General features: G+C 71.3%; 11 protein-coding genes. 1 reads left to right on the top strand and 10 read right to left on the bottom strand.

Translation table 11 applies throughout. The features are described 5' to 3' along the window. Nucleotides 1-27: 27 nt before the first annotated feature. The 10 genes from H483_RS35070 to H483_RS35115 form a co-directional block, all read right to left on the bottom strand. Nucleotides 28-1,377 (bottom strand): MFS transporter, encoded by a 1,350-nt coding sequence (locus tag H483_RS35070; protein ID WP_042330090.1) that lies wholly within the window; start codon nucleotides 1,375-1,377, stop codon nucleotides 28-30. A 257-nt stretch (nucleotides 1,378-1,634) separates the two neighbouring features. Then, on the bottom strand, nucleotides 1,635-3,311 hold the full coding sequence (locus H483_RS35075; RefSeq protein WP_017838054.1) for an AMP-binding protein: 1,677 nt from the start codon (nucleotides 3,309-3,311) through the stop codon (nucleotides 1,635-1,637). A gap of 17 nt (nucleotides 3,312-3,328) precedes the next feature. Continuing rightward, nucleotides 3,329-6,520, bottom strand: coding sequence for a carboxyl transferase domain-containing protein (locus H483_RS35080; RefSeq protein ID WP_017838055.1), 3,192 nt, complete (start codon nucleotides 6,518-6,520; stop codon nucleotides 3,329-3,331). Between the two features lie 27 nt (nucleotides 6,521-6,547). Beyond that, a complete protein-coding gene (locus H483_RS35085) occupies nucleotides 6,548-7,744 on the bottom strand; it encodes an acetyl-CoA C-acyltransferase (RefSeq protein WP_017838056.1) in 1,197 nt (398 codons plus the stop codon). A 40-nt stretch (nucleotides 7,745-7,784) separates the two neighbouring features. Continuing rightward, on the bottom strand, nucleotides 7,785-8,855 hold the full coding sequence (locus H483_RS35090) for an acyl-CoA dehydrogenase family protein (protein ID WP_017838057.1): 1,071 nt from the start codon (nucleotides 8,853-8,855) through the stop codon (nucleotides 7,785-7,787). Next, on the bottom strand, nucleotides 8,852-10,021 hold the full coding sequence (locus H483_RS35095) for an acyl-CoA dehydrogenase family protein (RefSeq protein ID WP_017838058.1): 1,170 nt from the start codon (nucleotides 10,019-10,021) through the stop codon (nucleotides 8,852-8,854). Before H483_RS35095 ends, H483_RS35090 begins: the two co-directional genes overlap by 4 nt. Further along, complete coding sequence (locus tag H483_RS35100) at nucleotides 10,014-11,231, bottom strand: acyl-CoA dehydrogenase family protein (RefSeq protein WP_017838059.1); 1,218 nt, start codon at nucleotides 11,229-11,231, stop codon at nucleotides 10,014-10,016. Before H483_RS35100 ends, H483_RS35095 begins: the two co-directional genes overlap by 8 nt. A gap of 16 nt (nucleotides 11,232-11,247) precedes the next feature. Beyond that, nucleotides 11,248-12,774 carry a class I adenylate-forming enzyme family protein gene (locus H483_RS35105; protein ID WP_017838060.1) on the bottom strand — a complete coding sequence of 509 codons (1,527 nt, stop codon included), beginning with the start codon at nucleotides 12,772-12,774 and terminating at the stop codon, nucleotides 11,248-11,250. Next, nucleotides 12,771-13,577: an SDR family oxidoreductase gene (locus tag H483_RS35110; protein WP_031265144.1), complete on the bottom strand. Its 807-nt coding sequence runs from the start codon at nucleotides 13,575-13,577 to the stop codon at nucleotides 12,771-12,773. The genes H483_RS35105 and H483_RS35110 overlap by 4 nt, the downstream gene beginning before the upstream one ends. 11 nt (nucleotides 13,578-13,588) lie before the next feature. After that, a complete protein-coding gene (locus H483_RS35115; RefSeq protein WP_017838062.1) occupies nucleotides 13,589-14,350 on the bottom strand; it encodes an SDR family oxidoreductase in 762 nt (253 codons plus the stop codon). A 108-nt stretch (nucleotides 14,351-14,458) separates the two neighbouring features. Here H483_RS35115 and H483_RS35120 point away from each other — a divergent pair, with 108 nt between their 5' ends. Beyond that, nucleotides 14,459-14,929, top strand: a complete 471-nt coding sequence (locus tag H483_RS35120; RefSeq protein WP_017838063.1) for a MaoC family dehydratase — start codon at nucleotides 14,459-14,461, stop codon at nucleotides 14,927-14,929. Nucleotides 14,930-14,934 lie beyond the last annotated feature (5 nt).

The following is a 14,934-nucleotide window of genomic DNA, read 5'->3' on the forward strand; positions in this document are numbered from 1 at the left end:
AAGCTCAACTGAACTTGAGTTCAACTACTAGATTCGGTCCGCTACGGGTACGGCCTCCGGCTGCACGTCCGGATGTTCGCGGTCGTGACGAGCGAGCATGCGCTTGAGGAGCGGAACGCAGAGGAGGCCGAGGCAGGTCGCGCCCGCGAGCACCCACAACCCGGAGGACGGCGAACCGGTCGCCTTCTCCGTGAGGCCGAATGCGTACGGTCCGACGAAGGCGCCGGTGAGCCCGATCGTGTTGACGAAGGCCAGTCCCGCGGCGGCGGCCACTCCCCCGAGTCGGGCCATGAGGACCGACCAGTAGAGGGGCTGGACGCCTACGATGAACACCATCGTCGCGCTGAGCACGAGCATCTTGGCCACCGGGTTCTCCAGGGAGATGAAGGTGAGAGCCATGGCGATCGCGGCGGCGGTCGTGATGCCGATGAGCTGCACCTCGGTGCCGGGGTTGCGCTTGAGCACCCGAGGCACCACGAGGACGCCGATGACGGCACCGATACCCACGACGCCCGAGATGAGCCCGATCATGAAGCTGTCGGTGACCTCCATCGCCTCGACGATGGAGGGAACGAAGAAGACCACGCCATAGGTCGCGATCTGGTTCATGAAGTAGATCGCCGCGATGGTCAACAGGAACGGCTTGGACATCGCGTTACGGATGATCGCGCCGGGGCGCGACTCCTCCGGCTGCTCACCGAGGGCACGGCGGGTCAGTTCGCGCGCCTCCTCCGGTTCGAGCCACGGCGCCGTCGCCGGCGAGTTGGGTAGGGCGAAGTAGATGAAGATGCCCAGGAGGACGGTGGGGATGCCCTCGAGGATGAAGAGCCACTGCCAGCCGTGTAGGCCGGCGATGCCGTCCATCTTCATGAGCGCACCACCGATGGGGTTGGCGACGATGAAGGCGACGGACGAGGCGGTGAGGATGAGGCCGACGGCGGTGGCGCGGTCCTTCTGCGCGAACCAGGTCGTGATCAGGTACATGATTCCGGGGTAGAGGCCGGCCTCGGCCGCCCCGAGCAGCAGCCGCAGGATGTAGAAGACCATCGGGCTGGAGATGAACATCATCGCCATGGTGATCAATCCCCACGTGACCGCGATGCGGCTGATCCAGACCTTGGCACCGATCCGGTGCAGGATGAGGTTGCTCGGCACCTCGAGGGCCGCGTAGGTGAGGAAGAACAGGCCCGCCCCGAGCCCGTAGGCCGCGGCGTCGATCCCCGCGTCGATCTCGAGCGAGGTCTTGGCCAGACCGACGTTGGTCCGGTCGACGAAGGCCATGAAGTAGGCCGCCATCAGCAGGGGCATCAGGCGCACGAAGGCTTTCCTGGTCGCCCTGGCGTGCACGAGGTCCGACGGGGTTGCCGGTGCAGTCATGTGAACTCCTGGATCTGAATGATGATTCAGGTTCATATTGAACCCAGATTCAGGTTGTGTCAAGGGTCACATTTGGCGTGCCCCTCGACAGTTCGGGGCGAGCAAGGGGAGGCCACTACGGATGTCGAGCGGCACAGCCCGGGATCCGCGTCTGGTCCGCGGGTCGACGTGGCTGTGAGCCGGCCGCGATCGGGGTTGCTCCCCGCGGGCGCTTCTCTTGCCCCGTCAGCGCAGACGCCGCTGTTGGAGCCCCGCTGTCAGTCCCGGGTGTCGGCGAGTTCCTGCGCGCGGGTGAGCAACAGGGGCTTGCGGATCTTGCCAGTGTCGGTGAGCGGGAATGCCTCGATCACGTCGACGAGGGGCACCTTGTAGCCGGCCATGCGGCCGCGCGCCCACTCCTCCACGGCGGCCGCGGTCAGCGACGACCCCGCCCGGGTGCTGACGAAGGCGACCGGACGCTGACCGCTGTTCGCGTCCTCGGCGGGGACGACCGCGACCGAGCCGATCTCGGGGTGGTCGGCGAGCATCATCTCCACCTCGGCGGGGAAGACGCTCATGCCCTTGACCTTGATCATGTCCTTGCTGCGCGCGAGATAGTGCAGGCACCCGTCGTCGTCGAGGTAACCGGTGTCGCCCGTGTGCAACCATCCGTCGCGCAGCTGCTCGGCGGTCGCGGCCGGCTTGCCCCAGTAGCCGGTCATGATCGAGGGGCTGCGCAGGAGGATCTCCCCCGCCTCTCCGAAGGGCATCGGCGCGGCGGTCACCGGGTCCACGACGATCACGTCGGTCCCGGGCACGGGCAGCCCGCAGAAGACCGGCTCGGTCAGCAGGTCGTGGTCGTTCTCGTGGAAGCCGTGGGGCACCACGTCGACGGTGTGGCTCTCGGTCATGCCGTAGGACCCCTCCCGCAGGACCGACCCCGCACCGATGACCTGCGACCAGCGGTGTCGGATCTCCGGGGTCAGCTTGCGGATGAAGGACATCGCCATGGGGGCGGTGAAGGAGGTCAGGTCGCGCGATTCCACCCCGGGTACCTCCAGGATGTCGAGGTAGCTCTCGACGGTCGCCGCGGTCATCGTCACCCGGTGACGCTCGATCAGGTTGACGACCGTCGCCGCGTCCCAGCGCTCGAGCAGGACCGTCGTGCCACCCATGACGAGCGGGATGAGGATTCCCAGGTCCTCCCCCGCGATCCAGAAGACCGGGATGAAGCACAGGGAGACGATGTCACGGCCGGCGAGCCCGTTGGCCCCCGTCGCGCTCACCGCGGTGTAGACCATGTGTCGCTGGGTGTGTTCGCACCCCTTGGGCAAGCCCGTTGTGCCCCCGGTGTAGTTGAGCGCGGCGAGGGCGTCGAGGTCCCCGGCCGGTTCGAGCAGCGGTTCGGCCCCGGCTGTCTCGGACCAGCGCACGACCTCGACACCGTCGACGGAGGGAAGGGGGTCCCCCTCTTCCCCGAGGACGACGATGGTGCGCACCTCGGTCTCCGCGGCCGCGGCGCAGAGCCGCTCCGCGAGCGCCGCGCTCGTCACGACCACACGGGCTCCGGAATCGCCGAGCTCGTGGACGAGCTCGGCGTGGTGGAACATCGGGTTGACCGGGACGTGCACGCAGCCGGCCCGCAGGGTCCCGAGGAAGGCCACGACGAACTCGGCAACGTTGCCCAGGTGGACGCCCACGCGGTCCCCGGGGGCTACTCCCTGCTCCCGCAGCCAGCCGGCCCACCGTGCGTGCCGGTCGGCGAGCGCGCGGTAGTCGATGACGACGTCGTCGTGGACCACGGCGGCCCGGTCGGGGCGCTGCCGGGCCCAGGCGTCGATGTACTCGGGCACCGTGAGGTCGCCCAGGGGGTGGACGACGTCACGCGGCGTGTCCGCAGGACGGACCCGCTCCTGTCGGCGTCGGACGTCCTCGAGGTGCTGGGTGTATTCCATTCCTGCGCTCCTTCGCGTCACCAGGTGTCGATGTAGCGGGTCGGTCCGTCGACCGGGGTCGCGGTCGCCATCGCGGTGAGGATCCACCGTCGGGTGTCGGCCGGGTCGATGACGTCGTCGAGCTCGACGACGGCGGCCGCGTTGACGGCCCGTCCGCGTTCGTACAGGTCGGCGAGGAGTCGGTCCTCGAGCTCACGCCGCTCGGTCGGGTCGGCAACGGCCTCGAGCTCGCGACGGAAGCCGAGCCGCACGGCCCCCTCGAGCCCCATCCCCCCGACTTCGCCGGTGGGCCAGGCGAGCGTCGCGGCCGGTCGGTGGAAGCTGCCGGCGGCCATCGCCTGCGCTCCCAGTCCGTAGGCCTTGCGCAGGACGACGGTGACGATCGGCACCCGAAGGTGGGCTCCGATGACGAAGAGCCGGGCGAAGTGCCGCACGGTCGCAGTGCGCTCGTGATCGGGGCCGACCATGAAGCCGGGGGTGTCGCACAGGGAGACGACGGGCAGCCCGTGAGCGTCGCAGAGCTGCAGGAAGCGCGCGAGCTTGTCGGCGGCCGGCGTGTCGATCGCCCCGCCGAGGTGCCGCGGGTTGTTGGCGACCAGACCCATCGGCCTCCCCTCGATGCGCACCAGGGCAGTGACGATACCGGGGGCGAAGCCCGCCCTCAGCTCGAGCACCGACCCCTCGTCGGCCAGGGCGTCGATCGCGGCGTGGATGTCGTAGGCGCGCACCCTGTTCTCGGGGACGACGTGGCGCAGCGTGCGCTGGTCGGCCGCGGCCCACTCCGGCTGCACACCCTGGAAGTACCCGAGGTAGCGTCGGGCCACCGCGACCGCCTCCGCCTCGTCGGCCACGACGACGTCGACGACGCCGTTGCCGCTCTGGACGTCGATGGGGCCGACCTCGTCCGGAGAGTAGAGCCCGAGACCACCGCCTTCGATCATCGCCGGGCCGCCCATCCCTATGGTCGAGTCGCGGGTGGCGATGACGACATCGCAACACCCGAGGAGGGCGGCGTTGCCCGCGAAGCAGCGGCCGGCGGCGATGCCGATCGTGGGCACCTGCCCGCTGAGGCGCCCCATCGTCGCGAAGGTCGGCACGTCGAGGCCACTGACCACGGTCGTGTCGGTATCGCCGGGACGCCCACCGCCACCTTCGGCGAAGAGGATCACGGGCAGTCGCTGCTGCTCTGCCAGTTCGAGCATGCGATCTGTCTTCTTGTGGTTGAGGTATCCCTGGGTGCCTGCGAGGACGGTGTAGTCGTAGGCGAGGACTGCGCAGCGGGTGTCCTCCGCCGGGGCCGCCGTGATCCGGCCGATCCCGGTGATGATGCCGTCGGCCGGTGTGTTCGCGATGAGGTCTTCCTCGGTCCGGCGGGCACGCTGGGCCGCCACGGCGAACCCGCCGTACTCGACGAAACTGCCCTCGTCGACGAGGTCGGCGATGTTCTCCCGCGCGGTCCGCTGACCGCGGGCGTGCCGCCTGGCGACCGCCTCGGGGCGCGCGTCGTCCATGCGCCGGTCGCGGCGCTCGAGCACACGTGCGAGGTCGGGCCGATCGGAGTCGAGGTCGGGGCCGTCCTCGACGGCACCGGTCGCGGACTGGTCGGCCGACGGGAGGAGCCGCACGAGCAGGTCGCCGGCGACGACGGTCGCTCCGGCGGCTACCCGGATCGCCGCCACCTCCCCTGAGACCGGCGCGGGCAGGAGGTGCTCCATCTTCATCGCCTCGACCACAAGGAGCGGCGTCCCCGCCGCGACGTCCTGCCCCTCCTCGACGAGCACCGCGACGACGGTCCCGCCCATCTCGGCGAGGACCTCGCCGTCGACGACGTGGGCGGGTACCGCTGCGCGCGACAGGTCGGCGGAGGCGAACCACTGGGTCGTCACCGACCACGTCGCCACGTCGTCGTGCCCGAGCACCTCGCTCAGCACGGGCAGTGTGGTCTCCAGGCCGCCGATCGCGCACTCGTCCACCGCCTGGCGCGCCTTGGCGATCGCCCCGGCGTGCCCACCGTGGCTGTGGGTGACGATCTTGGCGACGAGCGAGTCAAAGGAGCCGTCCACCCGGGTGCCCTCGACGAGATGGGTGTCGACGCGTACCCCCGGGCCGGCCGGGAGCGCGAGGCCGGAGACGACGCCCTGCGCGGGGAGGGCCTCGCCGCTGATGCCGGTGCGCTCGGCCGCGACCCGCACCTCCACCGCCGCGCCGGTGACGCGGGGAGGGGATGACAGACCGAGGTCGGCGAGCGTCCCGCCCGAGGCGAGGCGCAGCTGGGCCAGCACGAGGTCCACGCCGGTGACGAGCTCGGTCACCGGGTGCTCGACCTGCAGGCGGGGGTTGACCTCGATGAACCACCACCGGGTCGGGTGGTCGGCGTCGACGAGGAACTCGACCGTCGCCAGGCCGCGGTAGCCGCGGCCGGCCAGGAGCCGCAGGGCTGCCGCGTGGAGATCGGCGCGCACCTCGTCGGGCAGGTCGGGGGCGGGGGCGACCTCGACGAACTTCTGGAAACGGCGCTGCAGGGTGCAGTCACGGTCGCCGAGGTGGGTGACGCCCCCGTCGCCGTCTGCGACCACCTGGACCTCGATATGACGGGCCCTGGCGACGTAGAGCTCGGCGAAGAGGGCGCCGGAGCCGACGCTGCGCTCGGCCTCCGAGCGCGCCCGCTCCCACGCGTCGGCGAGCGGCTCACCGGCGGGCACGGCCCGCATGCCACGGCCCCCGCCTCCGGCCGCCGCCTTGACCATGACACCGGCGGGTTCCTGCTCCCGGGCGAAGGCCTCCACCTGGTCCCTCGTGACCCCGACGTCGGTGGCCGGCAGGACCGGCACGCCGGCCGCGTGCGCCGCCGCCCGGGCGCTGCCCTTGTCGCCGAAGAGCTCGAGCAGCGACGCGTCCGGACCGACGAAGGTCACGCCCGCGGCGGCGCAGGCCCGGGCGAGCACCGGGCTCTCGCTGAGGAACCCGTAGCCGGGATGGAGCAGGGTGCACCCGTGCTCCGTCGCCCCGGCGACGAGGGACTCGGCGTCGAGGTAGGCGCCCGCCCCCTCGCCGGGGAGTACGTGGACCCCCGTGGCGACCCGGGCGGCGAGCGAGTCGACCTCCGCCCGGGTCACGGCCACGACGACGTCGAGACCGATCTCGCTGGCGGCACGGACGATGCGGAGGGCGATCTCTCCACGGTTGGCGACGAAGACGGACTCGGGCACGCGGGCTCCTCGGCGGGACGGGGTGGGTCAGAAGATCTCGAACAGGCCGGCGGCGCCCATGCCGCCTCCGACGCACATCGTCACGATGCCGTACCTGGCGCCGCGGCGGCGGCCCTCGATGAGGAGGTGACCGGCCATGCGGGCGCCACTCATGCCGTACGGGTGGCCGATGGAGATGGCCCCGCCGTTGACGTTGTACTTCTCCGGGTCGATGCCGAGCCTGTCGCGGCAGTAGAGGGCCTGGACGGCGAAGGCCTCGTTGAGCTCCCACAGGTCGATGTCGTCGACGGTCAGGCCGTGCTGTGCGAGTAGCTTCGGCACGGCGAAGACCGGCCCGATTCCCATCTCGTCGGGCTCGCACCCCGCGACGGCCATCCCGCGGAAGGCGCCGAGGGGGGTCAGTCCCCGGCGGGAGGCCTCCGCGGCCTCCATGACGACCGCGGCGGAGGCACCGTCGGACAGCTGGGAGGCGTTACCCGCGGTGATCGAGTAGCCCTCGGTGCCGTCCTTGGCCAGGACCGGGCCGATCGTGGCCAGGTTCTCGATCGTCGTGGTCGGCCGGTTGCCTTCGTCCCGGGTGAGCGTGACCTGCTGCGACCCGACCTCGCCGGTGGCCCGGTCCTTGGTGAGCATCGTCGACTCGAGCGGGACGATCTCGTCGTCGAAGGCACCGGCCTCCTGGGCGGCCGCGGTGCGTAGCTGCGACTGCAGGGCGTATTCGTCCTGCGCGTCGCGGCTGATGCCGTAGCGCTCGGCCACGACCTCTGCGGTCTCGAGCATCGACATGTACGTCGCGGGCACGTGCTGGACGAGCCACGGGTCCTGCGCGCGGTAGGTGTTCAGGTGCTCGTTCTGCACGAGCGAGATCGAGTCGACGCCACCGCCGACCGCGACCTCCATGCCGTCGAGGACGATCTGCTTGGCCGCGGTCGCGATGGCCATGAGGCCACTCGCGCACTGGCGGTCGACGGACATGCCGGCGACGGAGACGGGCAGGCCGGCGCGCAACGCGGCCTGCCGTCCGATGTTCATGGCGGTCGAGCCCTGCTGCAGCGCGGCGCCGATGACGACGTCCTCGATGCGCTCGCCCTCGGCGCCGGCTCGCTCGACGGCGTGCCGGACGGCGTGGCCGATGAGTTCCTGGGCCTGGGTGTCGTTGAAGGCGCCGCGGTAGGCGCGACCGATCGGGGTGCGGGCGGTGGAGACGATGACTGCGTCGCGCATGGTCACTCCTGTGTCGACTGGGGTGGGGTCGGGTGGGGGGTCAGCTCGCGGGGAGGTCCACGAGCGCTGCGAGGTCGGTGCGTTGGCGGTCCGGCGTGCCGAGGGCGAGTTGGTCGGACTTGGCCCGCTTGAGCCGGGTGTGCACCGGCGCCTCCCACGTCATGCCGATGCCGCCGTGCAGTTGCAGGGCCTCCTCGGTGGCGCGGACGGCGGCGTCGGAGCAGAAGGACTGGGCGAGGGCCTGCGCGACGTGCTGGTCGGGGTCCTCGTCGGCGAGCGTGGCGGCGGCGTACCGGGCGGCCGCCTGCGTGGTGACGAGGAGCAGGTAGAGGTCGGCCAGCCGGTGCTTGATCGCCTGGAAGGACCCGATCGGGCGAGCGAACTGCACGCGGGTCTTCGCGTACTCCACCGTGGTCTCGAGGCTCCACCGCGTCAGCCCGAGCTGCTCGGAGGCCAGCAGCGCGGCCCCCGCCGCGAGGGCGGCGTCGACGGCGTCGTCGGCCCGGCCCCCGGAGGCGATCTCGGTGCCGGTGCCGGTCACGGTGACCCGGGCCAGCGGCCGGGTCACGTCGAGCGAGGTGATCGGCGTGAGGTCCACCTCGTCCCGGCCGAACGCCCGAAGGGAGGTCGCGCCCCCGTCGTCCCGGGTCGGGACGAGGAAGAGGTGGGCGCCGAGCGCCCCGGCGACCGGCTCGGCCGAGTGGTCCACCGGCGTCCACGCCCCCCGCCGCGCGGTCCACGGCAGGACGAGCGCGGCGGTGCGCTCCCCGGCCGCGAGGGCCGGCAGGTGCACCTCGTCGCCGGCGTGGACGAGGGCGGTGGTGGCCACGACGGCGCTGGTGAGGAAGGGGATCGGCGCGACGGCGGCCCCCAGCTCCTCGAGGACGACCGCGGCCTCGCGGGCGCTCGCCCCGGATCCACCGAGGCTCTCGGGAACGAGCAGACCGGCGAGGCCGAGCTGCTCGGCGAGCATGCGCCACAGGCCGGTGACGTCTGCGGTGGGTTCGTCGGCCAGGCGGGCGGGCAACGCGTCGTCGAGCGCGCGCTGGAGTGCCGAGCGGACACTCGAGCGCAGGGACTCCTCGACGTCGGAGTGGAGAAGGTCGATCATCGCGGCACGTCCTTGAAGGCGATCCCCTTGTCGGGGCGGTGGTCGGGGGGCAGGCCGAGCACCCGCTCGGCGATGACATTGCGCATGATCTCGCTCGTGCCCCCCTCGATCGAGTTGCCCTTGGCGCGCAGGTAGCGGTAGCCGGGGCCGTGCCCGAGGAACGATCCCCCGTCGGGACGGACCATCGTCCAGTCGTGGTAGGTCAACCCCTCCTCGGGGGCGACCTCCAGGGCGAAACCGCTCACCTGCTGCGCCTGGTGGGCGAAGGCGAGCTTCATGGCCGAGCTCTCCGGGCCGGGCTGACCGGCCTCGAGGGACTGGCGCAGCCGCTCCCCGGCCAGCCGGGTCACCTCGGTCTCGACCCACCACTGCATGAGCTCGGCGTGGTGTCCGGGCGTGCGCACGGAGGGATCGTCGCGCCAGCGCTGCGCGACGAGGCCGATCTGGCCCGCCTCGCGGTCGCTTCCGGCGCCGATGGCGACGCGCTCGTTGTTGAGGGTCGTCGTCGCGACCTTCCACCCCTGGCCGACGGCGCCGACCCGGTGGGTGTCGGGCACTCGGACGCCGGTGAGGAAGACCTCGTTGAACTCCGCCTCGCCGGTGATCTGACGCAGGGGACGCACCTCGACGCCGGGATCGGTCATGTCGAGCACGAAGTAGGTCAACCCCGCGTGCTTGGGCACCGAGGTGTCGGTGCGGGCGAGGAGGATCGCCAGGTCGGCGTTGTGGGCACCGGAGGTCCACACCTTCTGTCCGTCGACGACCCAGTCGTCGCCGTCGCGAACCGCCCGGGTGGAGACGCCCGCGAGGTCGGACCCGGCGCCCGGCTCACTGAACAGCTGGCACCAGACCTCGGTCCCCGCGAAGAGCGGCCGCAGGTAGCGCTGCTGCATCTCCTCGCTGCCGAAGGCGAGCATGGTCGGGGCGGCCATGCCCAGGCCGATGCTGTTGCGCCCGAGGTCCGGTCGGGGTGCCCCCGCGGCGTCGAGCAGGGCGTCGACCTCGAGTTGGCGTCCGCGGGCAAGACCGAGTCCCCCCTTCCCCTCCGGGAAGTGGACCCAGGCCAGGCCATGGTCGAACTGCGCGGCGAGGAACTCGGCGTCCGGGGTGGTCCGGGGGTCGTGGCTCGCGAGGAGCTGGTCGACGCGCTGGTGCAGATCAGACATCGGCCGTCATCCTGCGGATCTCGTGGCGGGCGAGGGCGTTCTTGTGCACCTCGTCGGGGCCGTCGGCGAAGCGCAGGGTGCGCACCTGGGCGTACCACTCCGCCACGGGGAAGTCCTGGCTCAGGCCGCCGGCGCCGTGCACCTGCACCACCTTGTCGAGGATCCACTCCACGGTGGCGGGCGCGGCGATCTTGATGGCCTGGATCTCCGTGTGGGCGCCCTTGTTGCCCACGGTGTCCATGAGCCAGGCGGCCTTGAGGGTGAGCAGGCGGAGTTGCTCGATGCGCACCCGCGACTCGGCGATCCAGTCACGGACGACGCCCTGCTCGGACAGTGGTTTGCCAAAGGCGACTCGGCTCGCGGCCCGGGCCACCATCAGCTCGAGCGAGCGCTCCGCGATACCGATGAGGCGCATGCAGTGGTGGATGCGGCCGGGGCCGAGGCGGGCCTGGGCGATCGCGAAGCCCGCTCCCTCGTCGCCGATGAGGTTGCTCACCGGCACGCGCACGTCGGAGAAGTCGATCTCGGCGTGGCCACCGTGGTCGCGGTCGTCGTAGCCGAAGACCTTCATCCCGCGCCGGACGTCGACGCCGGGGGTGTCTCGCGGGACGAGGATCATCGACTGCTGCCGGTTGCGGCCGGCCGACGGGTCGGTCTTGCCCATGACGATGAAGATCTTGGCGTCGGGGTTCATCGCGCCGGAGATGTACCACTTGCGGCCGGTGATGACGTACTCGTCGCCGTCGCGGACGATCGCGCACTCGATGTTGGTCGCGTCGGAGCTGGCCACGCGTGGCTCGGTCATGGCGAAGGCCGAGCGGATCTGTCCATCGAGCAACGGCTGGAGCCACTGCTCTTTCTGCTCCGGGGTGCCGAACATGTGCAGCACCTCCATGTTGCCCGTGTCGGGCGCCGCGCAGTTGGTCGCGACCGGGGCGATGTGCAGGCTCCGACCGAGGGTCTCGCACAGCGGCGCGTACTGGAGGTTGGTCAGCCCGGCGCCGTCCTCCCCGGGGAGGAAGAGGTTCCACAGCCCCTGGCTGCGGGCCGCCTCCTTGGCCTGCTCGATGACCGGCGGCGGCGACCAGCGGTCGGGAGCCGCGTCGAGCTGCTCCTGGTAGGTCGCCTCGATGGGGTAGACGTGCTCGTCCATGAAGGCGTCGAGCTGCTCCTGCAGTTCCGCGGTCTCGGCGTCCGTCGTGAAGTCCACGGGTCGCTCCCTTCGCTCAGGTGGTGGGGGTGGTGGCCCGGGCGGGCCGCTCACCGGTGGTCGCGATGTCGTCGCGGTCGATCTGGCGCTTGAGGATCTTGCCGGTCGCCCCCTTGGGGAGCGCCTCGACGAGGCGGTAGATCCGCGGGACCTTGTAGGAGGCGAGCCGCTCCGCGAGCCAGGCCCGCAGGGCTGCGGGGTCGATCGTCGCGCCGGGCTGTGGGGTGACCACCGCGGCGATCTCCTCGCCGAGCCGCTCATCGGGGACCCCGATGACCGCTACCTCGAGGACGTCCGGGTGGCCGTAGAGAACCTCCTCGACCTCGCGCGGGTAGACGTTGTATCCGCCGCGGATGACGAGGTCCTTCTTGCGGTCGAGGATCCACAGGTCGCCGTCCTCGTCCATCCGGCCGATGTCCCCGGTGAAGAACCACTCGCCCTCGCGGACGTCGGCGGTGGCGTCGGGCCGGCCCCAGTACTCGCGCATGACCACCGGCCCCGCGATGGCGACCTCGCCGACCTCACCAGGTGGCAGGTGGTTGCGGTCGTCGTCCACGATCGACAATCGGCACCCGTCGAGGGCGCGGCCGACGCTCATCTCCTTGCGCGGGTGGATCGCGCGGTTGAAGCTCGCTGCGCCGGTCGTCTCGCTCAACCCGTAGCCGTCGAGGACCATCGCGCCGAAGCGGTCGCGGAAGGCCTTGGCCACCTTGAGGGGGAGGGCGGCACCGCCGGAGCACGCCAGCCGCAGGTGGGCCAGGTCCTCGGCGGTCACGTCGGTGTCCGCGTGGAGCATGGCGTTCCACATCGTCGGCACGCCGGCGAGCGCGGTGAGCTGCTGGTCGGCGGCCAGGCGCAACAGCGCCGCGGGGTCGAAGGGGCGCATGAGCGACAGGCTGCCGCCGGGCGTGTAGACGGTGAACATGACCGCGGCCTGGCCGAAGACGTGGAAGAGGGGAAGTGCGGTGCCCATCCGGTCCTCGCGCGTCACCTCGAGTGCCTCGGCGAAGCCGGCGCCGCAGGCGAGCAGGTTGCCGTGGGTGAGCACGGCGCCCTTGGGTGCGCCGGTGGTGCCGGAGGTGTAGAGCAGCACCGCGGCGTCCTCCGGCGACACGTCGGCGAGGGCGGGCTGCCCCTGGGGGGCGGCGACGCACCCGGGTTCGAGCAGCCACAGGGGCAGGTCGGCCGCGTTCGCGGTCGCCTCCACCGGCTCGCGTCCCTCGTGCCAGCCGAGCGCGGTGGTGCAGCCCGCGTCGTCAACGAAGTGGGTCAACTCGCGTTGCGTGCACAACGGGTTGACGGTCACGGCGGTCGCGCCGAGCGCGAGGACGGCGTGGTAGGCCAGGACGAACTCGGCGCTCGTCGGCAGGACCATGAGGACCCGGTCCCCCGGTTCGACGCCGAGGGCGACGAGACGCTCCATCGCCCCGCGTACCCCGGTACGCAACTGCGCGTAGGTCCAGGTTCGCTCCCCCTCGCGCAGGGCCACGGCCTCGGGCGTCTTGTCGGCCCAGGTCCACACCAGTCCGGCTGCGTTGGTCATCGGGTCCCTCCCTGGAGGTGTCGCTGGTAGCGCTGCATGCCGTGGATCCACCGGTCGTGGTCGTCCACTTTGCGACGCAGGAACTCCCGCACGTCGGCGTGTGGCGTGACAAGGAAGGTCCCCTCGGCGACCGCGGCGAGCACCTGATCGGCCACGTCGCGCGGGGCGAGGACCTCGCCCGCGCTCGTCACGGCGGCCGCGGCCACCCGGCCGCCGTCGCCCTCGGTCGAGCTCATGCCGGAGTGGAGCATGTCGGTGTCGACGCCCATCGGGCACAGACAGCTGACGCCGACACCGTCGGCGCCGTAGGTCACGGCGAGCCACTCGGCAAAGCCGACGGCGCCGTGCTTGGTCACCGAGTAGGTGGCCGAACCGATCTGGGTGAGCAGTCCCGCGGCCGAGGCGGTGGAGACGAAGTACCCGCTCCCCCGCTCGACCCAGCCCGGCACGAGCTGCCGGGCGGCGCGCACATGCGCGAGGAGGTTGACGTCGAGCGCGAGCTGCCATTGCTCGTCGGTGGCGGCCAGGCCGGAACCGTCTCCGACCCCCGCGTTGGCGAAGAAGAGGTCGACCGGGCCGTGGTGATCCTGCGCGGCGGCGATCATCGCGGTGATCGTCGTGTCGCTGGAGGCGTCCCCCGCGACCGCGACCACGCCGAGCCGCTCGGCCGTGGTGGTCAACCGCGCCTCGTCGAGGTCGGAGACGACGACCCTCGCGCCGGCCTCGACGAGGGCCTCGGCGAGGGCGGCACCGATGCCGCCCGCGGCGCCGGTGACGACGGCCACCTTGTCCTGCACCTGCATCGCGGTACCCATCAGTCGCACGGCCCGCCGGCGACGTAGAGGACCTGGCCGGTGGTGAAGCCTGCGCCCTCGCTCGCGAAGAAGGAGACGGCGTGCGCGATGTCGCGCGGCGTACCGGTGCGGGCCACCGCCGCCTGCTCGCTGGCCATCTTCTTCAGGTCGTCGAAGGCGATGCCGATGCGCGCGGCGGTCTCCGCGGTCATCTCGGTCTCGATGAAGCCGGGGGCGATCGCGTTGGCGGTGACCCCGAACTTGCCGAGCTCGATGGCCAGGGTCTTGGTGAGTCCCTGCATGCCGGCCTTGGCGGCCGAGTAGTTGGCCTGGCCGCGGTTCCCCTGCGCCGAGGTCGAGGAGAGGTTGACGATTCGGCCGAAGCGCTCCTGCGTCATGTACGCCTGGCAGGCCCTGGTCATGAGGAACGCCCCGCGCAGGTGGACCGCCATGACGGAGTCCCAGTCCTCGACGGACATCTTGAAGATCAGGTTGTCGCGGATGATGCCGGCGTTGTTGACCAGGACCGTGGGCGCTCCGAGCTCGTCGGCGATGCGCGCGACGGCCGCCTCGACCTGCCCGGGATCCGAAACGTCGGCGCCGACGGCGAGCGCCCGGCCCCCGCTCGCGACGATCTCCTCGACGACGCCCGCGCAGGCGGATTCGTCGAGATCGAGGACGGCGACGGCCATCCCGTCGTCGGCCAGGCGACGGGCGACACCCGCACCGATACCTCGGGCCGCGCCGGTGACGACGGCGATGCGCTGGTGGTCAATGGTCATGTGAGAACTCCTGTGGTCTCGACTGCCGGATGACCCGAAACATACTTGAATCCGGCTTCAAGTTCAACTAGATTCGGGGAGAATCGTCCCTGATCGAAGGAGCCCATCGTGACCCAGACCGCCCAGCGCCGCCCGACCTCCGTGCAGGACCTCCGGGACCTCGTGGGGGTGGAGCTCGGCCCCACCGAGTGGCACGTCGTCGACCAGTCGCGCATCGACGGCTTCGCCGAGCTCACCGGCGACCACCAGTGGATCCACGTCGATCCCGCGCGGGCGGCGGACTCCCCCTTCGGGTCGACGATCGCGCACGGCCTCTACAGCCTCTCGCGCACGCCCGCCTTCCTCGAGGAGCTCATGGCCTTCGACGGGTTCGCGCACAGCCTCAACTACGGCTACGACAAGGTCCGCTTCATCCACCCGCTACCGGTGGATTCGCGGATCCGGCTGCGGGCCAGCCTGACATCGGTCGAGGAGACGGCACCGGGCGCGGTCAAGGTCGTCACCATGCTGACCGTCGAGACGGAGGGCATCGACAAGCCGATCCTCGTCGCCGAGTCGATCGGCCGCTTCACCGTCTGACCCCT

This window comes from Dietzia sp. UCD-THP (genome assembly GCF_000349585.1).
Lineage (GTDB): Bacteria > Actinomycetota > Actinomycetes > Mycobacteriales > Mycobacteriaceae > Dietzia > Dietzia natronolimnaea_A.